29 protein-coding genes and 2 tRNA genes are annotated in these 26,876 nt (G+C 60.0%); 12 read left to right on the plus strand and 19 right to left on the minus strand.

Features of this window, described 5'->3' with window-relative positions; all coding sequences use genetic code 11:
• Nucleotides 1-2: 2 nt before the first annotated feature.
• Nucleotides 3-554, minus strand: coding sequence for a translation initiation factor IF-3 (infC, locus tag NMB38_RS12745; RefSeq protein WP_173645890.1), 552 nt, complete (start codon nt 552-554; stop codon nt 3-5).
• A complete protein-coding gene (gene thrS, locus NMB38_RS12750; protein ID WP_027916077.1) occupies nt 554-2,476 on the minus strand; it encodes a threonine--tRNA ligase in 1,923 nt (640 codons plus the stop codon). Before thrS ends, infC begins: the two co-directional genes overlap by 1 nt.
• A 336-nt stretch (nt 2,477-2,812) precedes the next feature.
• Between thrS and NMB38_RS12755 the strand changes: the two genes are divergently transcribed.
• Both NMB38_RS12755 and NMB38_RS12760 read left to right on the plus strand, forming a co-directional pair.
• Nucleotides 2,813-3,118 (plus strand): hypothetical protein, encoded by a 306-nt coding sequence (locus NMB38_RS12755; protein ID WP_027916078.1) that lies wholly within the window; start codon nt 2,813-2,815, stop codon nt 3,116-3,118.
• Between the two features lie 162 nt (nt 3,119-3,280).
• Nucleotides 3,281-3,493 (plus strand): cold-shock protein, encoded by a 213-nt coding sequence (locus NMB38_RS12760; protein WP_027916079.1) that lies wholly within the window; start codon nt 3,281-3,283, stop codon nt 3,491-3,493.
• 105 nt (nt 3,494-3,598) lie between these two features.
• Here the strand turns inward: NMB38_RS12760 and NMB38_RS12765 are convergent, their stop codons facing one another.
• Nucleotides 3,599-3,919: an I78 family peptidase inhibitor gene (locus NMB38_RS12765; RefSeq protein ID WP_027916080.1), complete on the minus strand. Its 321-nt coding sequence runs from the start codon at nt 3,917-3,919 to the stop codon at nt 3,599-3,601.
• Nucleotides 3,920-4,177: 258 nt separating this feature from the next.
• Here NMB38_RS12765 and NMB38_RS12770 point away from each other — a divergent pair, with 258 nt between their 5' ends.
• A complete protein-coding gene (locus tag NMB38_RS12770; protein ID WP_027916081.1) occupies nt 4,178-4,390 on the plus strand; it encodes a hypothetical protein in 213 nt (70 codons plus the stop codon).
• Here the strand turns inward: NMB38_RS12770 and NMB38_RS12775 are convergent.
• The 7 genes from NMB38_RS12775 to NMB38_RS12805 are packed head-to-tail and all read right to left on the minus strand — an operon-like array spanning nt 4,362 to nt 11,277.
• A complete protein-coding gene (locus tag NMB38_RS12775; protein ID WP_104926313.1) occupies nt 4,362-5,363 on the minus strand; it encodes a nucleoside hydrolase in 1,002 nt (333 codons plus the stop codon). The two genes, NMB38_RS12770 and NMB38_RS12775, sit on opposite strands and share 29 nt — an antisense overlap.
• A gap of 49 nt (nt 5,364-5,412) precedes the next feature.
• A complete protein-coding gene (rbsD, locus tag NMB38_RS12780) occupies nt 5,413-5,811 on the minus strand; it encodes a D-ribose pyranase (RefSeq protein WP_027916083.1) in 399 nt (132 codons plus the stop codon).
• Entirely contained in the window at nt 5,808-6,716 is a 909-nt protein-coding gene (rbsK, locus tag NMB38_RS12785; RefSeq protein ID WP_028686424.1) for a ribokinase, read from the minus strand. Before rbsK ends, rbsD begins: the two co-directional genes overlap by 4 nt.
• A 9-nt stretch (nt 6,717-6,725) precedes the next feature.
• Complete coding sequence (locus NMB38_RS12790; RefSeq protein ID WP_494354798.1) at nt 6,726-7,748, minus strand: LacI family DNA-binding transcriptional regulator; 1,023 nt, start codon at nt 7,746-7,748, stop codon at nt 6,726-6,728.
• A 3-nt stretch (nt 7,749-7,751) separates the two neighbouring features.
• Nucleotides 7,752-8,747, minus strand: coding sequence for an ABC transporter permease (locus NMB38_RS12795; RefSeq protein WP_028686425.1), 996 nt, complete (start codon nt 8,745-8,747; stop codon nt 7,752-7,754).
• A complete protein-coding gene (locus NMB38_RS12800) occupies nt 8,744-10,297 on the minus strand; it encodes a sugar ABC transporter ATP-binding protein (protein ID WP_145279760.1) in 1,554 nt (517 codons plus the stop codon). Before NMB38_RS12800 ends, NMB38_RS12795 begins: the two co-directional genes overlap by 4 nt.
• Before the next feature lie 20 nt (nt 10,298-10,317).
• On the minus strand, nt 10,318-11,277 hold the full coding sequence (locus NMB38_RS12805; protein WP_027916088.1) for a sugar ABC transporter substrate-binding protein: 960 nt from the start codon (nt 11,275-11,277) through the stop codon (nt 10,318-10,320).
• 375 nt (nt 11,278-11,652) lie between these two features.
• Between NMB38_RS12805 and NMB38_RS12810 the strand changes: the two genes are divergently transcribed.
• Complete coding sequence (locus NMB38_RS12810; protein ID WP_028686428.1) at nt 11,653-12,741, plus strand: asparaginase; 1,089 nt, start codon at nt 11,653-11,655, stop codon at nt 12,739-12,741.
• A gap of 458 nt (nt 12,742-13,199) precedes the next feature.
• The gene (locus NMB38_RS12815; RefSeq protein WP_088523184.1) at nt 13,200-13,703 is read left to right on the plus strand and encodes a hypothetical protein; all 504 of its coding nucleotides are present in this window, start codon (nt 13,200-13,202) and stop codon (nt 13,701-13,703) included.
• A gap of 85 nt (nt 13,704-13,788) precedes the next feature.
• On the opposite strand, the gene NMB38_RS12820 is transcribed toward NMB38_RS12815, so the two are convergent.
• Nucleotides 13,789-15,786 (minus strand): TonB-dependent receptor family protein, encoded by a 1,998-nt coding sequence (locus NMB38_RS12820; protein ID WP_241015237.1) that lies wholly within the window; start codon nt 15,784-15,786, stop codon nt 13,789-13,791.
• 266 nt (nt 15,787-16,052) lie between these two features.
• On the opposite strand from NMB38_RS12820, the gene NMB38_RS12825 reads away from it, so the two are divergent.
• Both NMB38_RS12825 and NMB38_RS12830 read left to right on the plus strand, forming a co-directional pair.
• Nucleotides 16,053-16,298 carry a DUF1654 domain-containing protein gene (locus NMB38_RS12825; protein ID WP_028686430.1) on the plus strand — a complete coding sequence of 82 codons (246 nt, stop codon included), beginning with the start codon at nt 16,053-16,055 and terminating at the stop codon, nt 16,296-16,298.
• A gap of 7 nt (nt 16,299-16,305) precedes the next feature.
• On the plus strand, nt 16,306-16,995 hold the full coding sequence (locus NMB38_RS12830; protein WP_028686431.1) for an endonuclease: 690 nt from the start codon (nt 16,306-16,308) through the stop codon (nt 16,993-16,995).
• Nucleotides 16,996-17,013: 18 nt separating this feature from the next.
• Here the strand turns inward: NMB38_RS12830 and NMB38_RS12835 are convergent, their stop codons facing one another.
• The 3 genes from NMB38_RS12835 to NMB38_RS12845 form a co-directional block, all read right to left on the minus strand.
• Nucleotides 17,014-17,583, minus strand: a complete 570-nt coding sequence (locus NMB38_RS12835) for an SPOR domain-containing protein (protein WP_027916094.1) — start codon at nt 17,581-17,583, stop codon at nt 17,014-17,016.
• A 133-nt stretch (nt 17,584-17,716) separates the two neighbouring features.
• Nucleotides 17,717-17,793 (minus strand) — tRNA-Val (locus NMB38_RS12840).
• A gap of 160 nt (nt 17,794-17,953) precedes the next feature.
• Nucleotides 17,954-18,030, minus strand: a tRNA-Val gene (locus tag NMB38_RS12845).
• A 199-nt stretch (nt 18,031-18,229) separates the two neighbouring features.
• On the opposite strand from NMB38_RS12845, the gene NMB38_RS12850 reads away from it, so the two are divergent.
• Nucleotides 18,230-19,513, plus strand: a complete 1,284-nt coding sequence (locus tag NMB38_RS12850; RefSeq protein WP_027916095.1) for an NAD(P)/FAD-dependent oxidoreductase — start codon at nt 18,230-18,232, stop codon at nt 19,511-19,513.
• 149 nt (nt 19,514-19,662) lie between these two features.
• On the opposite strand, the gene NMB38_RS12855 is transcribed toward NMB38_RS12850, so the two are convergent.
• Nucleotides 19,663-20,346, minus strand: a complete 684-nt coding sequence (locus tag NMB38_RS12855) for a peptidase C39 family protein (RefSeq protein WP_027916096.1) — start codon at nt 20,344-20,346, stop codon at nt 19,663-19,665.
• A gap of 221 nt (nt 20,347-20,567) precedes the next feature.
• Between NMB38_RS12855 and NMB38_RS12860 the strand changes: the two genes are divergently transcribed.
• Nucleotides 20,568-20,744 (plus strand): hypothetical protein, encoded by a 177-nt coding sequence (locus tag NMB38_RS12860; protein ID WP_165919234.1) that lies wholly within the window; start codon nt 20,568-20,570, stop codon nt 20,742-20,744.
• A 49-nt stretch (nt 20,745-20,793) separates the two neighbouring features.
• On the opposite strand, the gene NMB38_RS12865 is transcribed toward NMB38_RS12860, so the two are convergent.
• Nucleotides 20,794-21,546, minus strand: a complete 753-nt coding sequence (locus tag NMB38_RS12865; RefSeq protein ID WP_027916097.1) for a TerC family protein — start codon at nt 21,544-21,546, stop codon at nt 20,794-20,796.
• A 29-nt stretch (nt 21,547-21,575) separates the two neighbouring features.
• Entirely contained in the window at nt 21,576-21,815 is a 240-nt protein-coding gene (locus tag NMB38_RS12870) for a hypothetical protein (RefSeq protein ID WP_027916098.1), read from the minus strand.
• Nucleotides 21,816-21,947: 132 nt separating this feature from the next.
• Here NMB38_RS12870 and nhaR point away from each other — a divergent pair, with 132 nt between their 5' ends.
• The 3 genes from nhaR (at nt 21,948) to NMB38_RS12885 (ending at nt 24,858) form a co-directional block, all read left to right on the plus strand.
• Nucleotides 21,948-22,841 carry a transcriptional activator NhaR gene (gene nhaR, locus NMB38_RS12875; protein WP_028686432.1) on the plus strand — a complete coding sequence of 298 codons (894 nt, stop codon included), beginning with the start codon at nt 21,948-21,950 and terminating at the stop codon, nt 22,839-22,841.
• Nucleotides 22,842-22,923: 82 nt separating this feature from the next.
• Entirely contained in the window at nt 22,924-24,135 is a 1,212-nt protein-coding gene (gene sstT, locus NMB38_RS12880; RefSeq protein ID WP_027916100.1) for a serine/threonine transporter SstT, read from the plus strand.
• Nucleotides 24,136-24,210: 75 nt separating this feature from the next.
• Nucleotides 24,211-24,858: a YceH family protein gene (locus NMB38_RS12885; protein WP_104926315.1), complete on the plus strand. Its 648-nt coding sequence runs from the start codon at nt 24,211-24,213 to the stop codon at nt 24,856-24,858.
• Nucleotides 24,859-24,861: 3 nt separating this feature from the next.
• On the opposite strand, the gene NMB38_RS12890 is transcribed toward NMB38_RS12885, so the two are convergent.
• Nucleotides 24,862-25,050, minus strand: a complete 189-nt coding sequence (locus tag NMB38_RS12890) for a hypothetical protein (RefSeq protein ID WP_027916102.1) — start codon at nt 25,048-25,050, stop codon at nt 24,862-24,864.
• A 146-nt stretch (nt 25,051-25,196) separates the two neighbouring features.
• Complete coding sequence (gene ahpF / locus NMB38_RS12895) at nt 25,197-26,759, minus strand: alkyl hydroperoxide reductase subunit F (RefSeq protein WP_027916103.1); 1,563 nt, start codon at nt 26,757-26,759, stop codon at nt 25,197-25,199.
• Between the last annotated feature and the right edge of the window lie 117 nt (nt 26,760-26,876).

Consider the following 26,876-nt stretch of genomic DNA (forward strand, 5'->3'; position numbering starts at 1 on the left):
GATTACTTCTTCTTTTTGGGGGCGATGACCATCATAAGCTGGCGTCCTTCCATCTTAGGATGCTGCTCGACGGAACCGTATTCGATCAGGTCAGCTTCAACCCGCTTCAACAGCTCCATGCCCAGCTCCTGGTGGGCCATCTCACGACCACGGAATCTCAGAGAGATCTTGGCCTTGTCCCCTTCGGTAAGGAAACGTACCAGGTTGCGTAGTTTTACCTGGTAATCCCCTTCTTCCGTCCCTGGACGAAACTTGATTTCTTTAATCTGGATCTGTTTCTGGTTTTTCTTGGCTTCGTTGGCCTGCTTCTTCTTCTCGAAGAGGTGCTTGCCGTAGTCCATCACCTTGCAGACGGGCGGAAGCGCGTCTGCAGAGATTTCCACCAGATCCAGCTTCGCTTCTTCAGCGATACGAAGCGCTTCATCAATCGAGACGATGCCAACCTGCTCGCCGTCTGCGCCAATTAACCGAACCTCGCGGGCCGAGATATTCTCGTTGATCGGGGCCTTCGGTACAGCACGTTTATCATTTCTCATTTCACGCTTAATAGTCATTACTCCGTTGTTTGGCGACCACGCCGGGAAACCGCTTGCGTCAGGAGCTCAGCGAACTGGGCGACGGGCATGGAGCCCAGGTCAGCGCCTTCGCGAGTACGCACTGCTACGGTCTGCGTTTCGACTTCGCGGTCCCCTATAACCAAAAGGTACGGGACCTTGAGCAAAGTATGCTCACGGATTTTAAAGCCGATCTTCTCATTTCTCAAGTCCGACTTGGCACGGAAACCGCTACCGTTCAGAGTTTTCTCAACTTCAAGGGCAAAATCGGCCTGTTTGTCGGTGATATTCATGATCACCGCCTGCGTCGGCGCCAGCCAGGCAGGGAACACGCCGGCGTAGTGCTCGATCAGCATGCCGATGAAGCGCTCGAACGAACCCAGAATGGCGCGGTGCAGCATGACCGGGCGCACGCGGCTGTTGTCTTCGGCGATGTAGCTGGCGTCCAGACGCTCCGGCAGGTTCGGGTCGTACTGCAGGGTGCCGCACTGCCAGTTACGGCCGAGGCAGTCACGCAGGGTGAACTCGATCTTCGGCCCATAGAAGGCGCCCTCGCCCGGCTGGTATTCCCACTCCAGGCCAGATTCGTTCAGGGCATCGGCCAACGCGCCCTCGGCACGGTCCCACAGCTCTTCGGAGCCAACACGCTTGGCCGGACGGGTGGACAACTTCATGGCGATGTCGCTGAAGCCGAAGTCCTTGTACACATCCAGGGTCAGCTTGATGAAGTCGGCCGCTTCTTTCTTCACCTGCTCTTCGGTGCAGAAGATGTGGGCATCGTCCTGTACGAAGCCGCGCACACGCATGATGCCGTGCAGGGCGCCAGATGGCTCGTTGCGGTGGCACGCACCAAACTCGGCCAGGCGCAGCGGCAGGTCGCGGTAGCTCTTGAGCCCTTGGTTGAAGACCTGCACGTGGCAGGGGCAGTTCATTGGCTTGACTGCGTAGTCACGGCTCTCCGACGACGTGGTGAACATGTTCTCGGCGTAGTTGGACCAGTGGCCCGAACGCTCCCACAGGATGCGGTCGACCACTTGCGGGGTCTTGATTTCCTGATAACCGTTCTCGCGCTGGACATTACGCATGTACTGCTCGAGCACTTGGTAGACAGTCCAGCCGTTAGCGTGCCAGAACACCATGCCCGGTGCTTCTTCCTGCAAATGGAACAGGTCGAGCTGCTTGCCGATCTTGCGATGGTCGCGCTTCTCGGCTTCTTCGATGCGCTGGATGTAGGCCGCCAGCTGCTTCTTGTCCGCCCAGGCAGTGCCGTATACGCGCTGCAACTGTTCGTTCTTGGCATCGCCACGCCAGTAGGCGCCGGACAGCTTGGTCAGCTTGAATGCCTTGAGGAAACGGGTGTTGGGCACGTGCGGGCCGCGGCACATGTCCACGTATTCTTCGTGATAGTACAGGCCCATGGCCTGCTCGTTCGGCATGTCCTCGACCAGGCGCAGCTTGTAGTCTTCGCCACGGGCGGTGAACACGTCGATGACTTCAGCGCGCGGAGTCATCTTCTTGATGACGTCGTAGTCCGTGTCGATCAACTGCTGCATGCGCTTCTCGATGGCCGCCAGGTCATCCGGCGTGAAGGGCCGCTCGTAAGCGATATCGTAATAGAAGCCTTCGTCGATCACAGGGCCGATCACCATCTTGGCGGTCGGATACAGCTGCTTCACCGCGTGGCCAACCAGGTGGGCGCACGAGTGACGAATGATCTCCAGTCCCTCTTCATCTTTGGGGGTGATGATCTGCAGCGTAGCGTCGTTCTGAATCAGGTCGCACGCGTCGACCAGCTTGCCGTCTACCTTGCCGGCAACGGTGGCCTTCGCCAGACCGGCGCCGATGGATGCGGCGACCTCGGCAACGGACACGGGGTGATCGAACGAACGCTGGCTGCCATCGGGAAGAGTAATGGTGGGCATTGGCGCCTCCTCTCCTAGTGGTGACCCCTACCAAAGGTCACGTGGGTTGGGATGAGCCAGTACAAGATCCGAACCTGCCTTCCGTTTGACGGGAAGCCTGCCTCACAGTGGCAGAAGCCTTTGGGCTTGCGGGGACGAACCAGAGTGACTGGAAAGAAAATAGAACAGCAGCGGGGACGTTGTCAGCTGCAAGCCGGGCATGCTAGCACGCAGTCAGAGCCGTGCGCAGGAATATTTGGAAATTGCCGCCGGCGGTGAACTTCCGCGACAGCTTCCCTATCAGACGTGTGGAAGCAACCTGCTCTTGATGAGAACTGACCCAAGGAGTAATCGGTTATGCGAGTTCCGTCTCTTCTGGCCCTTGCGGCCGCTGGCGCCCTGCTGATGCCAATGGCCGCGAACGCTGGCAACTTCCCTGCCGGCAAGGAAAATGCCTATATGGCCCAGTGCACGCAAGTTGCCACTGGTCAGGGCGTTGATGCCGCCGCAGCGAAAAAGCACTGCGACTGTGGTGCACAAGCGATCAAGAAGAATTTCTCCGACGCTGAAATTGCCGACCTCGACAGCAAGGATGGCGTTGACGCCAAACTCATGCAAAAGGCGCAAAGCGTCGTGAAACAGGCCTGCGCACCTAAAAGCTGACGCTGTGTAGCTGCCGGTGATCCGGCAAGAAATTGCGCTGGATCACACTGGGGTGAAGGTAAAAGACGCGACAGCCGCAGAATTAGACTATGATGTACCCGTGCTCCGTAGCTTCGGCCACATTGCACCACCGAAAATACTAAATGTTCTGGAGATTCACCCATGTCCAATCGCCAACAAGGCACCGTCAAGTGGTTCAATGATGAGAAAGGCTTCGGCTTCATCACCCCAGCAGGCGGCGGCGACGACCTGTTCGTTCACTTCAAAGCCATCGAATCTGACGGCTTCAAGAGCCTGAAAGAAGGCCAAACTGTTTCCTTCGTCGCCGAGCGCGGCCAGAAGGGCATGCAGGCTGCGCAGGTTCGTCCGGAGTAATTCGGATAGCCGTAAAAAAACCCGCCCTCGTGGCGGGTTTTTTTTGACTTGGCTTTGACGGCTCACGTACAGGGCACAGGCGCCCTCGATACGTGAGTTAGATCTTTAGCCGCAGTTGACGCGTGTCACGCGCCCTTGCTCGTCGACGTTCAAGTTGAGCCGCTCTGAGCGGTATTCCAGGGTCACCACATCGTGGGGCTTGAGGATGCGCGCCATTTGCGAACCGCTCGCCTTGCGGGCCTGCTCCAGCAGCTCTGCGCTCCCCATCTTGCCCACTGCAAAATCAGCGCCGCTGGCCTGGCAGCGTCCATCATTGCCCGCAGGTGCCTCAGGCACTTGGCCGCCACTGGAGTCTCCACCAGTGCTGCAGCCCGCCAGGACAGCAGCCACCGCCAGGGTCGCCAGATAAGCACGGGTACGTAACATGAAGCCTCCTAGATCATTTGGGAACTGCCTGATCCGACAGCCTCACCTTAAATTCGTTGCAAAACTGGCCAAGTCTGCACCATCAGGGCGGCTGATGGGGGACACAATCGTGACCGAATTTTACCGCCCGGCCCACACGCCGCTTGGTTTGGCCTGCAAAGTCATGATTTACTTTAAGAAGTGAAGGCATAGTGCCTGCTACGAATGCCAGGTTTGGACGTTCGTTCTTTCATCCCGCGCCGCAAGCGAGAGCTTTTCATGAGCACCCACAGCATCGATGCCGACATCAAGGTCAAATGGGCGGAGGGGCAAAGCGCCTATAGCCCCAGCACCCCGGAGGAGTTGCTGCTGATCGCCATCGACCTCCTGGTACGCGACCGCGGCGCAGAGGCAGCGCGCGGCTTCATCGACCAGGTGGTCGAACGGTATGCGCCACGCCTTGCTACTTCAAACGCGCCAGCCGCTCGCTAAGCAGGTCGAACAGCCCCTGGGCATCCCCCTCCTCTACCCACATGACATTGGCCGGTTGCTTGAGCACCCCGTACCAGTCTGCCACTGTCTGGCCGAAGGTCGGCCCCTCGCGGGTGTCGATCGTCATGTGGATCCGCCGGCCGCTGAACTGGTGGGGTTTAAGCAGATAGGCGATGACGCTGGCGTCATGCACCGGGCCACCGGGCATTCCGTATAACGCCATGTCATGGGTGATGTAGGCATTGAGGATGTCCACCACACGCTTGCTGGCCTGTGTGTTGACGCCGGCCAGTTGCTTGAGCCGTGCGTCGCTGGTCAGCAGCTTGTGGGTAACGTCCAGGGGCAGGTAGGTCAACGGTACGCCACTTGCCAGTACCACGGCAGCCGCGTGTGGGTCGGCATACAGGTTGAACTCGGCCGCAGGTGTGATATTGCCACCGTTGAAATGAGCCCCGCCCATCACCACCACTTCCTTGATGCCCTTGGCGATCTCCGGGCGCTGGATCAAGGCCAGCGCCAGGTTGGTCTGTGGCCCAAGCATGGCCAGCGTCACGCTGTGTGGCGGGGCGGTATCTAGCGTGTCGACCAGGTACTGAACAGCGTTGCCGCTCGCCAAAGGCTGCTTGGGTTCATGTACCTCTACCCCGGTGACACCTTCTTCACCATGCACTTCGGCCGCGTAAATGGGGGCGCGCACCAAGGGGCGACCCGCACCGGCGTACACCGGAATATCCTCACGGCCTGCCCATTCGCGGGCAAGACGGGCGTTACGGGCGGTCTTCTCCAGACGCACGTTGCCGGCAACTGTCGTGATGGCACGAATCTTAAGCTCATCAGGCGAAGCCATGGCCAGAAAGAGTGCAACCAGATCGTCAGCCCCCGGATCGGTGTCGATGATCAAGTCGATGGGTGCCGCTTGTACGGCAGACGCTGCGGCCATGAAAGCGAGTCCTTGAAGCAGGGGTTTTAGCATGACGAGGCACTCCTGTTGCCAGTGGATAACGAGTAGGAAACCGTCAGTGTCAGAACGTTACGCCAGACACCAGGGCGATATTGCTGTAGGGCTGGCACTCACCCGTGCGTACCATGGCCCGCGCCTTACGCGACAGTAGCTTGAATGCTTCATGGGGCATGTATTCACGCTCGCCCAGCGTGCCCTTCAGGCGCTCGATTTCTGCAAAAGCCGGCGGCGCCACGGTTTGTATTTCTTCGGCCAACAGGTGACGCTCGACCTGCAGTTCGCTCAGCACACAACGCAGCACACTGGCGAAATCAGGCAGCCCCGGGGTGACGGCCAAGTCGATCAGCTCGACGCCGGGCGGTACGGGTAACCCGGCATCGCCGATGATCAGGATGTCGCCATGGCCCATGCTGGCAATGGTCCGGGACAGTGCAATGTTCAGCAAGGGCGTCTTCTTCATGGCAGTAGCTCCGCGAGCCTGGGAATGGAAGGTTGCGCGCCGGCGCGGGTCACCGACAGGGCAGCAGCCCGTTGCCCGAAGCGGATTGCCTCGCCCTCCTCCAGGCCCTGCACCAGCCCCGCCGCAAAGCCTCCGATGAAGGTGTCCCCTGCGGCAGTGGTGTCCAAGGCTTGCACCACGGGTGCTGGATAATGCTGGTGGCCAGCGGGCGTGACCAACAAGGCACCTTGTGCGCCGAGGGTGATGATCACCTTGCCAGCTCCCAGCGCCAGCAGGCGCGCGCCCGCCAATAAAGCGCTGGCCTGATCGTGCACAGCAACACCGGTCAGCGCCTCGGCCTCGCTTTCGTTGGGCGTCAGGTAATCGACATGGCTGAACCATTCGGCGGGCAGCGGCCCCGTTGCCGGCGCCGGATTGAGTATCACCCGCTTGCCGAGCTGACGACCCCTGGCCAACGTCCAGGCCACGGTAGCCAATGGCACTTCAAGTTGGCAGATGATCACCTGCGCCGCCTGCAGCAGGCCGTCGAAGCGCGCTACGGCGTCTGGCACCAGCAACCCGTTGCCCCCAGGCACGATCACGATGCAGTTCTGGCTGGCCGCATCCACGGTGATCATCGCCACCCCTGTGGACACGCCGGTGCAGGTGACCACGCCCTGGCAGTCAATGCCTTCTACTTTCAGGGCATTGCGCAATTGCGGGCCGTAGGCGTCATCGCCTACGCAGCCAATCATTGCCGCGCTGGCGCCCAGCCGCGCGACCGCCACGGCCTGGTTGGCCCCCTTGCCTCCGGCGGCGGTGAAGAAGGTATCGCCGGCCAGTGTCTCGCCAGGCCGTGGCAAGCGTTGGGCGCGCGCCACCAGGTCCATGTTGAGGCTGCCGACTACCACGACCTTGGCACTCATGTTGTTTCCTTAGCGGTAATCGTTGAACAGGTCCGGGCGCGGCCCGGTGGACTCGCGCAGAACGATGCGCGGGGTGATGATGCGCTGCTGCGATGCGCTGTTGCAGGGCTGAGCGATACGCGCCAGCAGCAGTGCCGCAGCGCTCTCGCCAAGCTCGCGGATCGACTGCCCCACTGTGGTCAAAGGTGGGTAGACGTAGCGGCTCAGCTCGATGTCATCGAAGCCGATGACCGACAGCGCACCCGGCACGTCAATGTGGCGCTCGGCCGCTGCGCGCAATACGCCGAAGCCGATCATGTCGTTGCCCGCGAAGATGGCCGTCGGCCGCGCCCCTGCCAACAGCTCGGCAGCTGCAGCGTGGCCGCCGGGGCTCGTGAAGTCGCAGTGGCGCACACGCTCAGCGGCCACGGTAACGCCCGCCTCGGCCAAGGCCCGACGAAAGCCGCGCAGGCGCATCTGCGTCACCCCGGTTTCTGCTGGCCCACCGATGTAGGCAATATCCCGATGGCCAAGCTCCAATAGATGGCGCGTAGCCAGGTAGGCGCCCAGCTCGTGATCGATGCGCACCAGGTCGGCGTCGACGCCTTCGAGCTCCCGGTCCACGATGACCATGGGTGTGCGAACCCCTGCAAGGCTTTGCAACAAGTCGTCATCCTGCCCTACCGACCCGACCACCAGCCCATCGATGCGCTTTTCGAGCAGCACGCGCAGGTAGTTGCGCTGTTTTTGGGGATCGTCGTCGGAATTGCACAGGATCACGCAGTAGCCATTGCGCTCGCAGGCGTCTTCAATACCTCGGGCCAGCTCGGCGAAGTAAGGGTTGACGCTGTTGGGCACGAGCAAGCCGATGGTGGCCGTGCTGCGCGCCTTCAACGACCGCGCGACGGCGCTGGGCACGTAGTCCAGTTCCCGAATGGCGGCCTCGACTTTGAGCCGGACAGGCTCGCTCACCGGTCGCGTTTTATTCAACACATGGGACACTGTGGTGTAAGAAATCCCCGCCAGCGCCGCGACGTCTTTGATGGTTGCCATGGTTCAGTTCCGCCGGGCTGCGCGCCGGCTGCGATAAGTGTCGAGCACCACGGCAATAACGATCACAGCCCCGGTAATGATGCGCTTGGTCGGCTCACTGGCCCCGATCTGCGCAAGGCCTGCCGCCAGCACCGAAATGATGAGCACGCCAAAAAAGGTGCTGATGACTGAGCCACGCCCACCCATCAGGCTGGTACCGCCGATCACGACAGCGGCAATCACCTGCAACTCCAGGCCGGAGCCCGCGTTGGGGTCGGCTGCTTCCAGGCGCGACACCTGAAACAACGCAGCCAGGCCAGCCAGCAGCCCCATCAGGGCGAAGACCAGCACCTTGTAGGGACGCGGGTCGATACCGGCCAGGCGCACAGCCTCTTCGTTGGTGCCGATCCCGATCAGGTAGCGCCCGAATATGGTACGGGTGAGTACCAGGTGAGCGATCACGATCACCAGCAAGGCGATGATGAACGCGGGCGATATCCCGAAGGCTATCGGGTTGGAAAACCAGGCATAGGCATCACCAATGTAGGCCGTGCGCGAATCGGTGAACTGGTAGGCCAGGCCGCGAGCCATTTCCAGCACCCCCAGCGAGACGATGAACGAAGGGATACGCCAGGCCACGGTGACGACGCCGGTAACGCTGCCAGCCAATGCGGCTACCGCCATGCCCAGCAGTGCAGCCGGCACGATGCTCCAGCCCCAGCCAAGGATCGCCACGCTTACAGTCGATGCGGCCAGGGCCAGCACCGAACCGACCGACAAATCGATGCCGCCGATGATCAGCACGAATGTCATACCCACGGCCAATACCATCAGGTCAGGTATCTGGTTGGCCAGGGTACTGAAGGTACTGTATGACCAGAAATGGCTGCTCAGCATCGAGAACAGCACGATCATCGCCAGCAAAGCGCCGGCCAGGCCCAGGTAAGTACCAAGGCCCAGGTAGGTGCCGCTGCGGCGTGCCGGGGCAGCGCTTTGGTTTTCGAGCGGTGTGGTTTTCATGCGTCCATCCTGGGGGCTGCAGGGTGCAGCAGTGCGTCACGTTTCTGATAGCCGGCGAAGGCTGCCGCCAGCAACTGGTCCTGGGTCCAGTGGTCACGTTCGAAGGTGTCGATCAAGCGACCGGCAGACAGGACCGCGATGCGGTCGCAGATCAGCATCAACTCGCGCAGGTCGCTGGAGACCACGACCAAAGCCTTGCCCTGCCGCGCGAGTTCGGCGAGCAACCCGTAGATATCGAACTTGGCACCGACGTCGATGCCGCGCGTGGGCTCGTCGAACAGCAAGACCTGGCAATCGCGCTCAAGCCAGCGGCCGATCACCACCTTCTGCTGATTACCACCCGACAGCTCGCCAACGACCTGATCGGCGCCGGCACTGCGAATGCGCATGGCCTGTATTTGCCGCTCGGCCAGTTCGCGTTCGGCTCCGCGGTCCAGGACACCGGCCCGCGACACAGCACCCAGGTTGCCCAGGGCGATGTTGGCGCTGATCGACTGGCTCAACAACAGGCCTTCGCCCTTGCGATCTTCAGTGATCAGGGCAATACCCGCGCTGACGGCGGACTTCGGCGAATCGATGGTGACAGGCAGCGGCGGCTGGCCAAGGGCGATGCTACCGCTGTCAGCGCGGTCGGCGCCGTAGATCAACCGCAGAAGCTCGGTACGACCCGCGCCGATCAGCCCGGAGATACCGAAGATTTCCCCTGCACGGACTTCGAAGGACACCTCACGCACCTTCTCACCCCGGCTGAGCTTGTCCACCCTGAGCAATGGACCACCGATGGAGCGGCGGCCCAGGTCGATGTGTTCTCCCAGCTCACGCCCAACCATCAGGTTGACCAACTCGGCGCTGCTGTAGCGCTGGATCGGCTCGTCGCATACCAGCCTGCCGTCGCGCAGCACGACGATGCGTTGCGCGACGCGCTGCAGTTCTTCGAGCCGGTGGGAGATATAAACGATGGCCACCCCCCGGGCGCGCAAGCGCTCGATCTGGGTGAACAGCAACTCGACCTCGCGGGCGGTCAACATGGCGGTGGGCTCATCGAAGATCAGCACGTGGCAGTCTCCGATCAGGTTGCGGGCAATCTCGACCATTTGCTGGTGACCGATGCCCAATTCTCCGACCGGTGTATCGGGGTCAATCGCCTCGAGCCCGACCTGGGCCATGGCATCGACAGCCATCTGGCGCAAGCGCTTCTGGCTGATCCAACCGAAGCGGCTGGGTAGGTTGTCCAGAAACAGGTTTTCTGCGACGGTCAGGGTGGGTAACAGGTTCAGTTCCTGCATCACCATGCGCACGCCGAGGCGCTCGGCCTCGCTGCGACTGACCGGCGCATATGCCTGCCCACGGTACAGCATGTGCCCGGCAGTGGGGGTTTCCAGGCCGCTGAACAACTTGGACAAGGTGCTCTTGCCGGCGCCGTTCTCGCCGGTCAAGGCCAGTACCTCACCAGCACGCAGCTCCAGGCTCACCTCGCCCAGCACTGGCTGGGCGTACGTCTTGCCGAGGCCGCGGGCAGTCAGGACCACGTCATGGACCGATGCGGACATCGCCGTGTCTCCTGGCAGCATCAAGGCTTCTTCGTGATCAGTTCGACCGGGGTCTGGATGACGTTATCGGCATCCACATCGGGCTTCTCGCCCTTGACCATTTTCAGCGCGGCCTGGATACCGAACACAGCCTGCTGGCTAGCTGCCTGGTCAAGCGTTGCCAGTACGCGGCCATCGGCAATCATGGGCTTGATGGCATTGATGTTGTCGTAACCGACAACCTGCACCTGGCCAGCCTTGCCAGCGGCTCGTACCGCCGAGACTGCACCCAAGGCCATGCTATCGTTGCCCGCCAGCAATGCCTTGAGCTCAGGGTATTCGTTGAGCATGGACGCAGCGACGGCATTACCCTTGTCGATTTCCCAGTTGCCGCTCTGTGTAGAGACGATCTTGATTTGCGCAGCGTCCATCGCATCCTTGAAGCCTGCGGTACGCTGCTGGGCATTGGTCGTGGTCGGCACGCCTTCGATGATGCCCACCTGATCGCCCGCCTTGAGTTTTTCCTTGGCCAGGTACTCGCCCACCAGGCGTGCGCCTTTGCGGTTGTCAGGGCCTACGAACGGTACGCTGATGCCTTTGCTCTTGAGCAGTTCAGGGTCAAGGCGGTTGTCGATGTTGATCACCACCACCCCCTGGTCCATCGCCTTTTTCACAGCTGAGACCAATGCCTTGGAGTCGGCCGGCGCGATCACCAGCGCCTTGGCACCGGCGTTGACCATCTGCTCGACGATGCGGATCTGCTCGCCCGTGTCGGTCTCATTCTTGATGCCGTTGGCAACCAGGTCGAATTCGTCTGCATGGGTTTTCTGGTAGGCCTTGGCGCCGTCTTCCATGGTGCGGAAAAACTCATTGGCCAATGACTTCATGACCAGCGCCACCTTGGGTTTGTCTTCGGCATGAGCAGCAGACAGTGGCAGGGCCATGGTCAAAGAAGAAAGAACAGCGGCGGCCAACAAGCGGCCTGGGAAAGGCAGTTTCATGGGCGATGACTCCGAATCTTGTTTTTTTATCGGAAAGCAAACGTTTGCGCTGGGTAACTATGCGAACGCGGTAGGCGTTTGTCAAATACGTTTAGCTGAAGCCAGCGCAAGATTATCCGTAAATTTCCGGATAACCGAACACGTTTCCCTACAATTAATCGGGTTTTCGAATGAAATACTTCCGGCCCTGATTACGCAAGTCATTCGATGCCCCGGCCAAAACATCATCCTCAACAGCGCCCGCTGCGGGGTTGAACCTGTCCGAGCGCGGTGTCACGAGCTGTTACAGAGGCCCCCGGGGACCTGGTACGGAACATGCCTTACCGACTGCGCGACGTACTAAAACCATCTCATTAGGAAGAGAGCACAAAAACGATGAATGCCGCACTTAAATCCTTTGCCCCCAGCGCACTCGCCCTGCTGCTGATCCTGCCAACCACGGTTTCGGCCGAAGAAGCCAAAACCCAGCAGAAGCTCGCCAACGTGGTCATCCTGGCAACCGGCGGCACGATAGCCGGTGCCGGTGCCAGCGCCGCCAATAGCGCCACTTACCAGGCCGCCAAGTTGGGCGTCGACAAATTGATCGCCGGCGTACCCGAACTGGCAGACCTGGCCAACGTGCGTGGCGAGCAGGTCATGCAGATTGCCTCCGAGAGCATCTCCAACGACGATCTGCTCAAGCTGGGCAAGCGGGTGGCTGAGCTGGCCGACAGCAAGGACGTGGATGGCATCGTCATCACCCACGGTACCGATACGCTGGAAGAAACCGCCTACTTCCTGAACCTGGTCGAAAAAACCGACAAGCCTATCGTGGTCGTCGGCTCCATGCGCCCCGGCACCGCCATGTCGGCAGACGGCATGCTCAACCTGTACAACGCCGTCGCCGTCGCCAGCGACAAGCAGTCGCGCGGCAAGGGCGTGCTGGTGACGCTCAATGATGAAATCCAGTCGGGCCGTGACGTCAGCAAGTCCGTAAACATCAAGACCGAAGCCTTCAAGAGCGCCTGGGGCCCGATGGGCATGGTCGTGGAAGGCAAGTCCTACTGGTTCCGCCTGCCAGCCAAGCGCCACACCCTAGACTCGGAATTCGACATCAAGCAGATCAGCAGCCTGCCTCAGGTGGACATTGCTTACGGCTACGGGAACGTGACCGATACGGCCTACAAGGCGTTGGCACAGAACGGCGCCAAGGCGCTGATCCACGCAGGCACCGGCAACGGTTCGGTATCTTCGCGCGTAGTGCCCGCACTGCAGGAGTTGCGCAAGAATGGCGTGCAGATCATTCGCTCTTCCCACGTCAACCAGGGTGGCTTCGTGCTACGTAACGCTGAGCAGCCTGACGACAAGAACGATTGGGTAGTGGCACATGACCTGAATCCGCAGAAAGCGCGCATCCTGGCCATGGTCGCCATGACCAAGACCCAGGACAGCAAAGAACTGCAGCGGATTTTCTGGGAATATTGATCAACCCTGTAGTAACCGGTGCCATCTGTGGCACCGGTACTTGGGAGCTAGGTAAACTTGGCGCTTACAGCTACATGGCTGAAATATAATGCTCAGGCATCACATTTTGCCGGCAATAAACCAATGGATACCCGAGCGCATTCCTCATTCCGAAAGCGCACTCCTAGCACGCCGTACACTTTCACAGTTAACACCCTTCACGTTCAGCGCACACCCGTTAATTCGAAAACTGTCAGCGCGTACTGACAGCGCCATTTCGCAACGCGCAAAACCTCACGCAAAGCCGAAAAACCAATACCCTAGTAGAACGCCCTCCTGGCTTGACGAAGCCTCATTGCCGAATGCTTTAGATCGCCTAGCCAAATGCATGTTTCGATAGTATTGAAGCACCCGTTCGAATAAGCGTACCTGCAAGCGCTCGTGCTACGCTACCGTCCCAATCGCCAAGGACCACCGTAATGAATTCGAAAACAGCCTCTGCAGCCCTAATCCTCCTCATTGGGTCCATTGTCTCCCCCGCGTGGGCCAGTACAGCACAGGCCATCAACTCGGTGAAACAGGGAAAAGCGGTATGGGAGTTCTATGAGTCAGCGGTCGCTGACCCAGCCCAGATAACCTTGCTGTCAATTGACATTGAGGCCACTTTCCAAGATGACCCCAATAACTACAAAGACCTCAATAATACATTTGCAGAGAATATGGGCTGGTTCAAAAAGGGCACAAGAGGGTCAGACCTGCTTGTGCTGCGCTCAGAACCGTCGTCCCATTCAGAACATGGTCGCTATTCAATCACTTTCAAGGATCTTAGTGCTAAAGAATGTCGGTTCCTGGCGAGCTATCCATCATTCAAGGATCGGTTTGATCATCTGGAAGTGAATCAAACTAAAACCGCGGCTGCTTCGTCATGCAAATCCAAGCTGTTCGGGTCTGATGACAACGCAATCAAATTCGTAAGCCGTTAGTCAAAACTCAAGCCTCCATGCTCAGCCCAAGTGTCGATGCGCGACGCTTGAGCTATGGGTACACGGTGTGCTCGCTTCAACCTCACTACTTGAACTGATATTCCAAGCCAGCACCGGCGTACCACGAACGCCCTGGGGCTGCCTCGTAGTAGCGTTTATTGCTGTCACCGACAATCACCGAACCCACGTATTGACGGTCGAACACGTTGTCCAGACGCACCAGTTGATGGAAAGTCCAGGGGCCGACCTGCTGCTCGAAGCGCGTGCGCCAGTTGAACACAGCATAGGCAGGCGCAGCTTTCTGCTGGTTGCTGTCCTCGACGAATACCTTGCTACGGTACTGCCCCTCGAACCCCATGCTGACCGAAGCGGTCGGTTTCCACACCACTTCTGCATACAGATTGTCTCGCGGCACGCCCGGCAAGCGATTGCCACTGTCGATGACTTGTCCGCCTTGCTTGAAGTCATCGGCGTAGCGAGCGTCGGTATGGGTGAACACCCAGGTGGTCTGCCAGTGCTCGGCAAAGTCGCTCTGCATGCTGGCTTCAAAACCCCGGCGCACGGTCTGCCCGGCGTTGTGATAGCTGGTGCGGCCGTTGGTGGAATTATCGACCACGATTTCGTTCTCCGTGCGGATCTCGAACAGGGCAGCATTCAGCCGCGTGGCCGCGCCCAGGCGATATTTCACTCCTAGCTCATATTGCTTGCTGGTGGCCGGGTCCAGCCCGAAGTTGAAACTTTCCTGCAAGCCTGGCGCATAGGCCATTTCAGCCTGTGTAGGCGTTTCGAAGCCCTTTCCTACGCTGGCATAGCCACGCAGATCAGGCGTGAAGGCGTACATCACCGACAGCGTCGGGTTGGCCTGCTGATAGCGCTTGACACCGCTGGCGTCACCGTTTTCCAGGTAGTGGTCATCGACCTTCATCTTCATGGTGCTGTAGCGCACGCCCAGCTCGCTGGTCCAGTTGCCGATTTCCCAGTGCGCCTGCACATAGGGGTCCAGGCTGGTCGCGATGTCTTTCTCGTCGCGCTTGAGCTCGCCCTTGACCCCCAGTTGGTCGCCACGGAAGTTCTGGAAGCCCCGACGGTCATCCGTGCTCTGGTCGTAGTCGGCACCCACGGTGAGCGTGAAATGGCCGGGAACGGCCGGTACCGGCTGAATCCAGCGCAGCGTACCGCCGTGAAACTCGCGGTCAAAATCCACCACACCGCCACCGCGCTGGCTGTTGGAGGCGATTTGCCGAGGAATCGACAGGTACTGCACCACGCTCCGACGCCCTGCGTAGAGATTGAACTGAAGGGTAGCGTCGCCAACGTAGCGCTCGTAGTTCATGCCCACCTGCTGGTGATCGATGCTCTTGCGCGTGTTGTAGTCCCTTGCGCCATCGGCGACCGAACGTGGGTCGTGCTTGTAGCTGGACCAAAGCTGACCCAGCGGGTCTTGCGTGTTGTTCTGTTCCAGGCTGCTGTAGATCAGCGCCAGGCGTGAATCGGTATCCGGCCTGATGTGCACCTTGGCGAACGTCTGGTCGCGCTTGGCCGCGCTATGGTCGCGATACCCATTGGTGTCCATGCGCGAAGCGTCCAGCACGAAACCCCCGATCTCGTTGCCCCCCTGTGCCGACAGGTGATGCTTGCTGAAGCCATCGCTGCCAAAGGTGGTTTCGGCTCCCAGGCGAGCCGGCCCCACCCCGTCACGGCTGAACATCTGGATGACACCGCCAGCGTTGCTGCCATACAGCGTAGCGGCCGGGCCGCGCAGCACCTCGATACGGTCGGCCACATCCAGGTTCAGCGTGGCTGCCTGGCCCTGTCCATCCGGGGTGCTGGCTGGGATACCATCGCTGAGCAGCTTGATACCGCGCACGCCAAATGCAGAGCGAGCACCAAACCCGCGGGATGATATCTGCAGGTCCTGGGCATAGTTCTGGCGATTCTGCACCACTAGGCCAGGGACCTTCGTCAGCACCTCTGACAAGTTGACGCCAAGTTGTCCATCGGTGCCATTGGACAGGTCGACCGTGTCCACCGAGAACGGCAGATCGAAGCTGCTGGTAGGCGCGTAGGCACCCGTGACAACCATCGGATCGATAACGATCGCGGTTGCCGGGTCGGCCCAGGCTTGATTATGAGAAGTGACACCACCGACAAACAGCAGGGCGAGGTGCGTGGAAGAGGTAACGCGTAAGACCAATCGATACATGAGCAATTTCCGGAAAGTGCCGCTATTACAGCAGACCCTGGCCTGAATCGCGAACATGGCGAGGGCGATCCACAGAACTTTCCCTTCAAACTGTTGCGAAATCCCTTACAGTGAAATACTGTACGTGCATACAGCAAAAAAAGGAAATGCCTGTGTCTACCTCCTCGCCCTCACCTGCCAGCTACCAACAATTGGGCATGCGCATTCAGAAAATCATCAACAACCCCATTGCCCAGCGCAGCCGGGCGGCTTTGATTTTTCGCTTGGAACAGGAAACACCAGAGGACTGGGACACGTTGCTGGCCGAGATTGCCGAAAATGACAACGTTACCCTCGCCCACCGCGACGATGGTGGCGTACAGCTTTTCTGGACCGTGCCCAAGGAAGACTGACCGCGCCATGAGAGTTTCGCTTATTGCAGCAGCCTGCCTGCTGATGGCTCCGCTTGCCTATGCCGATGCGCCCCGCACGTTCCAGGAAGCCAAGAAGGTGGCCAGGCAACTCTATGCACCACAATCCACCGAGTTCTACTGCGGTTGCAAATACAACGGCAACAAAGTCGATATGGCTTCATGTGGGTATTCACCACGCAAGAATGCCCAACGCGCTTCACGCATCGAGTGGGAGCACATCGTGCCGGCCTGGCAAATCGGCCATCAGCGCCAGTGTTGGCAAAGCGGCGGTCGTAAGGCCTGCTCGCAGCACGACGAGGTATACAAACGCGCCGAAGCCGACCTGCACAATCTGGTGCCAAGCGTTGGGGAGGTCAACGGCGACCGCAGCAACTACAGCTTCGGCTGGCTGCCGGAACAACGTGGGCAATACGGCCAATGCCTTACCCAGGTGGATTTCAAGGCCAGGAAGGTCATGCCGCGGCCTTCGATCCGCGGCATGATTGCACGCACCTATTTCTACATGAGCAAGCAATACAACTTGCGCCTCTCAAGGCAGGACCGTCAGCTGTTCGAGGCATGGAACAAGACGTATCCGCCGCAGCCTTGGGAGTATCAACGTAACCAGCGGGTCGGGTGCCTGATGGGGCACGGTAATGCGTTTGTAGGGCCGGTCGACCTCAAGGCGTGCAGCTGATCGACCGGCCACGAGCGCTTAGCGGGCTGCGCCGTGCTGGATGACCACCGAGTCGGTGCCAAGCTTGGCCATGACTTCATCGCGACGGGCCTGCGCCTGCTCCCGGGTAGGAAATGGCCCCAGCAGCACCACAGGCTTGCCGTCCCGGTACTCCACCGAAGACGGAATACCTTTCTCGATCAGACGCGCGGTCATGTCGCTGAGTGCACCCATGTTGGCGCCCTGGACCACTTCGACGTCCCATCCCTCTGGCGCGGGCTCACCTTCGAGCGCTTGCGCACGGCGCTGCAATTCAGCACCCCCACACAGCTCCCGAATACGCAGGTTGTCGCCATTGTCGTCGACAATGATTTCGTACTGACCGTCGCGTTTGATGGCCACATAGCTGCGGTAGGCCTGGAATTGGCCGGCATCGTCCTTGCCGCGCACCTGACCGCAGATCGTACCCTGCGTATCGATGCGAACGTTACCGAACTTGGCGGTCTTGGGATTTTGCAGGTGTTCGGCCACACGCTTGTGCACGCCCTCCACCTCGTTGTCACAGCCCGCCAGGGCCAGCACTGCCATTACCACCACCAGTTTGCGCACGCGTGTACCTCCAGGTTCGAAGAGGCGGATTCTACCACGCGAGACTGAGCATCGAACTGCGGCCAAAGGTTACAGGCTGATTCCGCCGGGCATGCAAAAAGGGCGATCATTTCTGATCGCCCTTTTTGGGATTTGGTAGGCACAATTGGACTCGAACCAACGACCCCCACCATGTCAAGGTGGTGCTCTAACCAACTGAGCTATGTGCCTGTCGTGTGGTGCGCATAGTAGAGACTCACTGAACACCTGTAAAGCTTTTTTTTCGATATAAATCAAAAACTTTCGAGCAGCCGGAGAATTGGAGCCCTCTAAGAGCTTCCAAAGCTAAACGCAAAAAAGGGTGACCCTTGCGGATCACCCTTTTTCAATTTGGTAGGCACAATTGGACTCGAACCAACGACCCCCACCATGTCAAGGTGGTGCTCTAACCAACTGAGCTATGTGCCTGTCGTGGTGCGCATTCTACGCAATTACAAAGGCGTGTCAACAGTTTTTTTGAAGCTAACCCACTGAATTGCAAACTCTTTATAAAGAGGCGTCAGGCGCGAGCACTGTTCATGATTTTCGGCGGACGACTAGCGGGTGTTTATTATTATTGATAGCATCGCTACATTCGTTAAAAATATAAAACACGAGGTTCTGCAGCATGGCTAACACCCCCTACCCCCAGTCCTACTACGCCGCCTCGGCCAACCCGGTGCCGCCACGTCCGGCGCTGCAGGGTGAGGTGCAAACCGATGTCTGCATCATCGGCGCGGGCTACACCGGCTTGTCCAGCGCCCTGTTCCTTCTGGAAAATGGCTTCAAGGTAAGCATTGTCGAAGCGGCCAAGGTAGGCTTCGGCGCATCGGGCCGCAACGGTGGCCAGATCGTCAACAGCTACAGCCGCGACATCGATGTCATCGAGCGCACCGTGGGTGCTCGCCAAGCCCAGCTGCTAGGCCAGATGGCCTTCGAAGGCGGGCGCATCATTCGCGAGCGGGTGGCCAAGTACAACATCCAGTGCGACCTCAAGGACGGTGGCGTGTTCGCTGCGCTGACCAGCAAGCAAATGGGTCACCTGGAATCGCAAAAGCGCCTGTGGGAACGTTTCGGCCACAACCAGCTGGAGCTGATGGATCAACAGCGCATCCGCGAAGTGGTGGCCTGCGACAACTACATCGGCGGCATGCTCGACATGAGCGGCGGGCATATCCATCCACTCAACCTGGCCCTCGGCGAAGCTGCTGCGGTCGAATCGTTGGGCGGCACCATCTATGAACAAACTCCGGCGGTGCGCATCGAGCGCGGCGCCAACCCGGTCGTGCATACCCCACAGGGTAAAGTGCGCGCCAAGTTCATCATCGTGGCGGGCAACGCCTACCTGGGCAACCTGGTCCCGGAGCTTGCCGCCAAGTCGATGCCTTGCGGTACACAGGTCATCACGACCGAACCCTTGGGCGATGAACTGGCGCGCACACTGCTTCCCCAGGACTACTGCGTCGAAGACTGCAACTACCTGCTCGACTACTATCGCCTGACCAGCGACAAGCGCCTGATCTTTGGAGGCGGCGTGGTTTATGGTGCACGGGATCCGGCCAACATCGAGGCGATCATTCGTCCGAAGATGCTCAAGGCCTTCCCGCAGTTGAAGAACGTCAAGATCGACTACGCCTGGACCGGCAACTTCCTGCTCACCTTGTCGCGTCTGCCACAAGTCGGCCGTATCGGTGACAACATCTATTATTCCCAGGGATGTTCAGGCCACGGGGTCACCTATACCCATCTGGCAGGCAAAGTCCTGGCCGAGGCCATGCGTGGCCAGGCGGAGCGGTTCGATGCCTTTGCCGGGCTGCCGCACTACCCCTTCCCGGGCGGTCAGATGCTGCGCGTGCCCTTCAGTGCCTTGGGCGCTTGGTACTACAGCTTGCGTGACCGTCTGGGCTTCTGAGTCAAGGCGTGGCAACCAGTAAAGGGCTGCCACTGGCGTGATGGGGTTCACTCATGTTCGCCGGGCCGCGTTGCGGCCCATGCCGACCAGCCCAGCGCCCCGGCAAGGCCACGCCTTCAGTGACCGTGGGAAGCCTGATGCGAGCAGCCTCACTTGAGGCTGTCCAGGGCCTGCCTGGCCGCCAGTTCCTGGCCCGCACGCGCCAGATCGTCAGCGGCCTGTTGCCAGCGCTGACGGTCAACGTTCGCCGGCAACTCCCCCGGCGGCTGCACCAGGATTGCCCAACGGCCCTCTTTCGCCCAGGCAGAGGCGAAATCGTCGAATGCCATCACCAGGCGGCGCTGCATGCCTGCACGCATCAGCACACGCTGTTTGTAACGGTCATACCCTATCAATACCGCATACCTGGGTTCGCTCCACCATGCCGAACCGTCCTGGTAGCGAACCAGCACCGGGTTTCCAGCGGCCACCTGCGTCAACAAGGCATCTAGCCGCTTGTCCAAGGGGTACACCACCCTACCGTAGTCGCGCGCAACGCGCGGGATGCTGGTATCTAGGCTGTCGATACCTGTGGGCAGGTTCAGCGGCTGATCGAGCAGCCCAGGCGTGATGGGCGCACCTTGCTGCGACAGAATCGCGGCCAATGCCATGGCTGCGCTGTGGTTGGCGTTACCGCGGTAGAACGGAACGCTGCTGAGCTCCACCCGCTGGGGCAGGCCCTGGAGTGCGGTAGAAGGTGTCCCGGCACAACCTGCCAAGGTGACACCCAACCAGCACGCCAGGATGAGCTGGCGAACGACCTTGGTCGGCGACGAGAAGGTGAAATTGGGCATGGATACTCGCTTGCTGAACGCAGGGCAGGCAGCGCCCTGCTGTGTTCGCGATGATAGGTCCCACAACGATGGCGGTACAGTCCGACAGGGCATGTTGGCGAATCATCTCGGCACCGCAGGCGTTATTCGATGGAACGTACCCACGCAAGGGCTACACTAATCAAGTGTCTGGAAGGCAATCGCTGGCGTATCAAGCGCTCGCCGTAGAGATGGAGGCACAAATGAATATGACCTTGGCAATCATCATGCTGGTGTGCATGTGGCTCAGCGTTGCAGCGGCCATGCTCTGGGGCGTACTGCGCATCGCACGGCGGCACGCTCAACCCGTTGCGCAACCACAGCCACGCCCTCAACCCGCCCCTGCACGGCGTGCTCCACACGCAGCAGCGGCGCACTGAACCCACCTGAAACATGCAGCGAATGGGGCGCCATGCGCCCCGCCTGCTGTCACCCTTGCTTGGCCTCACGCTTCAGCCGTGCTCGACGCGCCAGGATATTCAGAATCTCGATAGCGGTTGAGAACGCCATGGCGGCATACACATAGCCCTTGGGCACGTGGGCTCCGAAGCCCTCCGCGATCAGCGTCATGCCGATCATGATCAGGAAACCGAGCGCCAGCATGACAACGGTTGGGTTGTCGTTGATGAAGTTGGCCAGCGGATCGGCCGCCACCATCATCACGATCACGGCAGTGATCACGGCGATGATCATGATAGGCAAGTGCTCAGTCATGCCTACTGCGGTGATAATGCTGTCTACCGAGAACACAATATCGAGCAACAAAATCTGGAAAATCGCTGCGGCGAAGCCCAAGGTAACGGTAGAAGAAGCCTTGGACTCTTCCTTGGCACCGTGTGGGTCGACGTTCTCGTGAATTTCCTTAGTGGCCTTCCACAGCAGGAACAGGCCGCCGGCGATCAGGATCACATCCTTCCAGGAGAAGGCGTTGCCAAACACCTCGAACACAGGGTCGGTCAGCTGCACGATCCAGGCAACGGTGCTCAGCAGTGCCAGGCGCATCACCAGTGCCATGCTGATACCGATGCGGCGTGCCTTGGAGCGATACGCGACTGGTAGTTTGTTGGTCAGGATGGAGATGAAGATCAGGTTGTCGATACCCAGTACAACTTCCATGGCCACCAGCGTGGCGAGCGCCACCCAGGCTGTCGGGCTAGCGGCAAGTTCCAGCAAATATTCCATTGTTCACATCCTGTCACGCGGGTTGGGGATCAAATGTCCTGGGTTTCGGAAGCGGTGTCATCTTGCTCGGGCTCTCGCCGGTCGGTCCCAAGCGCGTCGCTCAAGGCCTGCTGGGCCGCCTGGTTGGTTTGCTCGATCACCTGCTGAGCCGACTTCGCCGCCTGGTCAAGCACTTGCTGGGCAGACTTCTCGGCCTGATCGCAGCCGGCCAGGGCCAACAGCGTCATGCTCATGACCAGCGCAGTACCCATTGATTTGAAATACAGCATAGGCGCCTCCGGAATGATGTGCGCAGGCTCGTATCCGCCTGAATGAAGTGGATTCTAGAGGGCGCAATACTTCTGTAAAATTCGTATTTTCAAGCGATATACTTCGGTTTTTCCGAATCGGCATCTGCGCTAATGCTTAACTATCGCCAGCTCCACTACTTTTGGGTGGTAGCCCGAACCGGCAGCATCGTTCGGGCGAGCGAGCAATTGAATCTGACGCCACAGACCATCAGCGGTCAGATCACGCTATTGGAACAGGCTTATGGCGTCGAGCTGTTCCAGCGGGTTGGCCGGCAATTGGAACTCACTGAGACCGGACGCCAGGCGCTGACGTATGCCGAGCAGATGTTCCAGCTGGGGGGCGAACTCGAAGCCATGCTGCGTGCCGGCCCTCAGGAGCAGATCCTGTTCCGGGTCGGGGTGGCTGACGTGGTGCCAAAGTCCATTGTCTATCGATTATTGGCACCCACCATGGAGCTTGAGAACGTGCTGCGCATCAACTGCCGTGAAGACAAGCTGGAGCGGCTCCTGGCCGACCTTGCCATTCAGCGACTGGACCTGGTCATTTCAGACAGCCCGATGCCGCCCCACCTGGACATCAAAGGGTATAGCCAGAAACTGGGAGAATGCGGCCTGAGCTTTTTCGCAACCCCAACATTGGCCCTTCAGCACGATGGCCCGTTCCCTGAATGCCTGCACGATGCGCCGCTGCTCATACCCGGGCAAGAAACGGTGCTGCGCAGCCGCCTTCTACGCTGGCTTGGTGATCAACATCTTCAACCGCGCATCGTCGGCGAGTTCGACGACAGTGCCTTGATGCAGGCGTTCGGGCAGTCTGGCAGCGGCATCTTCGTGGCGCCCAGCGTGATTGCCGAAGAAGTGTGTCGGCAGTATGGCGTACAGTTGATTGGGCAAACCGAGGCCGTGAACGAGTCCTTCTACGCCATTTCGGTCGAGCGCAAGGTCAAGCATCCTGGCATCGTTGCCATCACCGAAGGGGCGCGACGCGAACTGTTCAACTGGTAGCGCTCCCACAACGGGCAGTAAGTGCCTGGGCGAGGTCTATGGTAAAGTCCAGCCCTTTTCGAATTTCAGGACCTCGCAGCGCATGACACCGCTTCTTCGCCTTCTCAACCGCACCGGCCTGGTGACGCAAATCGTTATCGGCCTGGTGGCAGGTATCGCGCTTGCCCTGATCGCCCCCACCGTTGCCCGTGACCTGGGCTTTCTCGGTACGGTGTTCGTCAGTGCCTTGAAGGCGGTGGCGCCAGTGCTGGTCTTCGTTCTGGTCATGGCATCGATTGCCAATCACCGGCACGGACAGGAAACCCACATCCGCCCCATCTTGGGGCTGTACTTGCTCGGCACATTCGCCTCGGCTGTCGTGGCGGTGGTTGCCAGCATGGTATTTCCTTCACACTTGGTACTGAACGCAGCGGATGCCGCCCTGAGTGCACCGGGCGGCATCGGTGAGGTGTTGAAGAACCTGTTGCTCAGTGCGGTCGACAACCCGATCAACGCGTTGCTCAATGCCAATTTCATCGGCGTGCTGACCTGGGCTATTGGCCTGGGCATCGCGTTGCGCCGCGCCGGTGACACCACCCGCAAGGTGGTCGACGACCTGTCCAACGGCGTCACGCTGATCGTGCGCATCGTCATTCGCTTTGCGCCACTGGGCATCTTCGGCCTGGTCACCTCCACCTTGGCTCAGTCAGGGCTCAAAGCCATGTTGGGGTACCTGCACCTGCTGGCGGTACTGATCGGGTGCATGCTGTTCGTCGCCCTGGTCATGAACCCGCTGATCGTATTCTGGAAAACCCGTCGAAATCCCTACCCACTCACCCTGCTGTGTCTGCGCGAAAGCGGCATCACTGCATTTTTCACCCGCAGTTCGGCAGCCAACATCCCTGTGAACATGGCGTTGTCCGAACGCCTTGGGCTGCATGAGGATACTTATTCGGTATCCATTCCGCTGGGGGCCACGATCAACATGGCTGGCGCTGCAATCACCATCACCGTATTGACGCTGGCGGCGGTGCACACCTTGGGGATTCCCTTGGACCTTCCCACGGCAGTGTTGCTCAGTGTGGTAGCGGCGGTCTGTGCCTGCGGTGCGTCCGGTGTGGCCGGCGGCTCCCTGCTGCTCATCCCATTGGCCTGCAGCTTGTTCGGCATTCCCAGTGAGATCGCCATGCAGGTTGTGGCGGTGGGGTTCATCATCGGCGTGCTGCAGGATTCTGCCGAGACCGCGCTCAACTCCTCCACCGACGTGCTGTTCACCGCAGCAGCCTGCCAGGCCGAAGCGCGCCGCAGCGCCTGATTTAGCCGGGCCGTCTTGCGGCCCTCCCCTCATACACCTACGCTAATGGCCTTTTCCCAGCAATGAGACAGGGCCATGTCCGAGCAAGACACCACCACTGAAGGTCGCTTGAGCAGCGTCGAGATTCGCGTGCTCGGCTCGCTGATCGAGAAACAGGCCACCAGCCCGGAAAGTTACCCGCTTACCCTCAACGCCCTGCTCCTGGCCTGTAACCAGAAGACCAGCCGCGAACCGGTGATGAACCTTACCCAGGGCCAAGTGGGTCAGGCGCTGCGCAGCCTCGAAGCACGACAGATGGCACGCTTGCAGATGGGCAGCCGCGCCGACCGCTGGGAACACCGGGTGGACAAGGCGCTGGAATTGGTTCCTGCGCAGTTGGTGTTGATGGGGCTGATGTTCCTGCGTGGCCCGCAAACCTTGAGCGAGTTGCTGACCCGTAGCAACCGCCTGCACGATTTCGACGACACCGACCAAGTTCGCCACCAGCTAGAACGTCTGGTGTCACGGAACTTGGCCGTGCACCTGCCGCGTCAGGCTGGCCAGCGTGAGGACCGTTACACTCATGCGTTGGGTGACCCGGCAGACATCGAAGCCATTCTGGCTGCAAAGCAGCAGGAGAGCTCAATGCGAAGTGGTACCAGCACGGTTACGCAGGATCGAATCGAGGCACTTGAAGCGCGCATCGCTGCACTGGAAGCGCGGCTGGACGCACTAGGCGGCTAGTCTTCAGCGGTCTGATTTGGGGAAGTTGCGGCAGCTCTTGCGCTCGGTCATTTCGCGATCGCTTGGGCGCTGGTCGACAAACACCGTGTGGCCGTTGCTGTAGATCTCAAGGTAGCCCCAGTGCAGGTCTTGTTCAGTCTGCCCGGGCTTTGGCGGCACTAGCCACCAGGGTTCGCGGCTGATCAGGGTCATGGCGTGGCTCCTGAGGGGTCTGCTTGTAAGCATAGACACCCTCATGGCTCGTGGGTTTAGCCAGGCCCATGACAAGACCCCCGCATGCGCTGCGCCATGGGGCACGGCCAGTTCATGCGAGGGTTGCGGTTCTGCTGAAATGTCGCTTATGCAGGCGCGGAGGTGCGGATCAGGTGGTCGAAGGCGGCCAGAGACGCCTTGGCCCCTTCGCCAACGGCGATCACGATCTGCTTGTAAGGCACCGTCGTCACGTCACCTGCAGCGAACACACCGGCAATACTGGTCTGCCCTCTGGCATCGACGATGATTTCGCCGCGTGCCGACAGTTCAACGGTGCCTTTGAGCCAATCAGTGTTCGGCAACAGACCGATCTGAACGAAAATCCCCTCCAACGCCAGCTCATGCTCGATGTCGCTGGTGCGGTCCTTGTAGCGCAGGCCAGTCACTTTCTCGCCATTGCCGATCACTTCGGTGGTCAGTGCCTGGGTGATGACCGTCACGTTAGGCAAGCTGTGCAACTTGCGTTGCAGCACCGCATCGGCACGCAGCTGGCTGTCGAATTCAATCAACGTCACCTGCGCCACGATACCCGCCAAGTCGATCGCCGCTTCCACGCCAGAGTTACCACCACCGATCACCGCCACGCGTTTGCCCTTGAACAACGGGCCGTCACAGTGCGGGCAGTAGGCCACGCCACGGCCACGGTATTGCTGTTCGCCCGGCACATTCATTTCGCGCCAGCGAGCACCGGTGGCCAGGATGACCGTCTTGGCCTTGAGCGAAGCCCCGCTCGCCATGCGCACTTCATGCAGGCCACCGTCGGTAGCCGGAATCAGTGCTTCACCGCGCTGCAGGTTCATGATGTCCACGTCATACTGCTTGACGTGTTCTTCAAGCGCGGTGGCCAGTTTCGGGCCTTCGGTTTCATGCACGGAAACGAAGTTCTCGATGGCCATGGTGTCGAGCACCTGCCCGCCGAACCGTTCGGCGGCCACGCCAGTGCGGATACCCTTGCGCGCGGCATAGATGGCGGCAGAGGCACCCGCCGGGCCACCGCCTACGACCAGTACATCGAATGCTTGTTTGGCGTTGAGCTTCTCGGCCTGACGTGCGCCGGCGTTGGTGTCGATCTTGCCAAGAATTTCTTCAAGGCCCATGCGCCCCTGGCCGAACACCTCACCATTGAGGTACACGCTGGGCACGGCCATGATCTGGCGGGCATCGACTTCAGCCTGGAACAACGCACCATCGATGGCTACATGGCGCACGCTGGGGTTGAGCACCGCCATCAGGTTCAATGCCTGGACCACATCCGGGCAGTTCTGGCAGGACAGCGAGAAGTAAGTCTCGAAGTTGAACTCACCTTCCAGCGTCTGGATCTGCTCGATCACTTCCAGGCTGGCCTTGGAGGGGTGGCCGCCCACTTGCAGCAGCGCCAGCACCAGGGAGGTGAACTCGTGGCCCATGGGAATACCAGCAAAACGCAGGCTGATGTCGCCGTTGGGGCGATTGAGCGAGAACGAAGGGCGGCGGGCGTCGTCGCCATCGGCTCGCAGGGTGATGAGGCTGGACAAGCCGGCGATTTCCACCAGCAGGTCGTGTAATTCGCGGGACTTCGCACCGTCGTCGAGGGAGGCAACGATCTCGATCGGCTGGGTGACCCGCTCCAGGTAGGTTTTCAGTTGCGATTTAAGCGTGGCGTCCAACATACGGGCGATTTCCTTTTTCAAACTCAGATACAAAAACGCCCAGGCGAAGTCGCCCGGGCGTTTGACGGGGCGGTAAGTGGTTCAGCTGTGGCGGCTGCTTACCGCCCGCGTTTGGCA

Source organism: Pseudomonas sp. FBCC-B35 (genome assembly GCF_059133755.1).

Bases quoted from the DNA above. Each gene is read 5' to 3' on its own strand.
- infC (WP_173645890.1), bottom strand. From the start codon at position 554: ATGACTATTAAGCGTGAAATGAGAAATGATAAACGTGCTGTACCGAAG.
- thrS (WP_027916077.1), bottom strand. From the start codon at position 2,476: ATGCCCACCATTACTCTTCCCGATGGCAGCCAGCGTTCGTTCGATCAC.
- NMB38_RS12755 (WP_027916078.1), top strand. From the start codon at position 2,813: ATGCGAGTTCCGTCTCTTCTGGCCCTTGCGGCCGCTGGCGCCCTGCTG.
- NMB38_RS12760 (WP_027916079.1), top strand. From the start codon at position 3,281: ATGTCCAATCGCCAACAAGGCACCGTCAAGTGGTTCAATGATGAGAAA.
- NMB38_RS12765 (WP_027916080.1), bottom strand. From the start codon at position 3,919: ATGTTACGTACCCGTGCTTATCTGGCGACCCTGGCGGTGGCTGCTGTC.
- NMB38_RS12770 (WP_027916081.1), top strand. From the start codon at position 4,178: ATGAGCACCCACAGCATCGATGCCGACATCAAGGTCAAATGGGCGGAG.
- NMB38_RS12775 (WP_104926313.1), bottom strand. From the start codon at position 5,363: ATGCTAAAACCCCTGCTTCAAGGACTCGCTTTCATGGCCGCAGCGTCT.
- rbsD (WP_027916083.1), bottom strand. From the start codon at position 5,811: ATGAAGAAGACGCCCTTGCTGAACATTGCACTGTCCCGGACCATTGCC.
- rbsK (WP_028686424.1), bottom strand. From the start codon at position 6,716: ATGAGTGCCAAGGTCGTGGTAGTCGGCAGCCTCAACATGGACCTGGTG.
- NMB38_RS12790 (WP_494354798.1), bottom strand. From the start codon at position 7,748: ATGGCAACCATCAAAGACGTCGCGGCGCTGGCGGGGATTTCTTACACC.
- NMB38_RS12795 (WP_028686425.1), bottom strand. From the start codon at position 8,747: ATGAAAACCACACCGCTCGAAAACCAAAGCGCTGCCCCGGCACGCCGC.
- NMB38_RS12800 (WP_145279760.1), bottom strand. From the start codon at position 10,297: ATGTCCGCATCGGTCCATGACGTGGTCCTGACTGCCCGCGGCCTCGGC.
- NMB38_RS12805 (WP_027916088.1), bottom strand. From the start codon at position 11,277: ATGAAACTGCCTTTCCCAGGCCGCTTGTTGGCCGCCGCTGTTCTTTCT.
- NMB38_RS12810 (WP_028686428.1), top strand. From the start codon at position 11,653: ATGAATGCCGCACTTAAATCCTTTGCCCCCAGCGCACTCGCCCTGCTG.
- NMB38_RS12815 (WP_088523184.1), top strand. From the start codon at position 13,200: ATGAATTCGAAAACAGCCTCTGCAGCCCTAATCCTCCTCATTGGGTCC.
- NMB38_RS12820 (WP_241015237.1), bottom strand. From the start codon at position 15,786: ATGGTTGTCACGGGTGCCTACGCGCCTACCAGCAGCTTCGATCTGCCG.
- NMB38_RS12825 (WP_028686430.1), top strand. From the start codon at position 16,053: ATGCCTGTGTCTACCTCCTCGCCCTCACCTGCCAGCTACCAACAATTG.
- NMB38_RS12830 (WP_028686431.1), top strand. From the start codon at position 16,306: ATGAGAGTTTCGCTTATTGCAGCAGCCTGCCTGCTGATGGCTCCGCTT.
- NMB38_RS12850 (WP_027916095.1), top strand. From the start codon at position 18,230: ATGGCTAACACCCCCTACCCCCAGTCCTACTACGCCGCCTCGGCCAAC.
- NMB38_RS12855 (WP_027916096.1), bottom strand. From the start codon at position 20,346: ATGCCCAATTTCACCTTCTCGTCGCCGACCAAGGTCGTTCGCCAGCTC.
- NMB38_RS12860 (WP_165919234.1), top strand. From the start codon at position 20,568: ATGAATATGACCTTGGCAATCATCATGCTGGTGTGCATGTGGCTCAGC.
- NMB38_RS12865 (WP_027916097.1), bottom strand. From the start codon at position 21,546: ATGGAATATTTGCTGGAACTTGCCGCTAGCCCGACAGCCTGGGTGGCG.
- NMB38_RS12870 (WP_027916098.1), bottom strand. From the start codon at position 21,815: ATGCTGTATTTCAAATCAATGGGTACTGCGCTGGTCATGAGCATGACG.
- nhaR (WP_028686432.1), top strand. From the start codon at position 21,948: ATGCTTAACTATCGCCAGCTCCACTACTTTTGGGTGGTAGCCCGAACC.
- sstT (WP_027916100.1), top strand. From the start codon at position 22,924: ATGACACCGCTTCTTCGCCTTCTCAACCGCACCGGCCTGGTGACGCAA.
- NMB38_RS12885 (WP_104926315.1), top strand. From the start codon at position 24,211: ATGTCCGAGCAAGACACCACCACTGAAGGTCGCTTGAGCAGCGTCGAG.
- NMB38_RS12890 (WP_027916102.1), bottom strand. From the start codon at position 25,050: ATGACCCTGATCAGCCGCGAACCCTGGTGGCTAGTGCCGCCAAAGCCC.
- ahpF (WP_027916103.1), bottom strand. From the start codon at position 26,759: ATGTTGGACGCCACGCTTAAATCGCAACTGAAAACCTACCTGGAGCGG.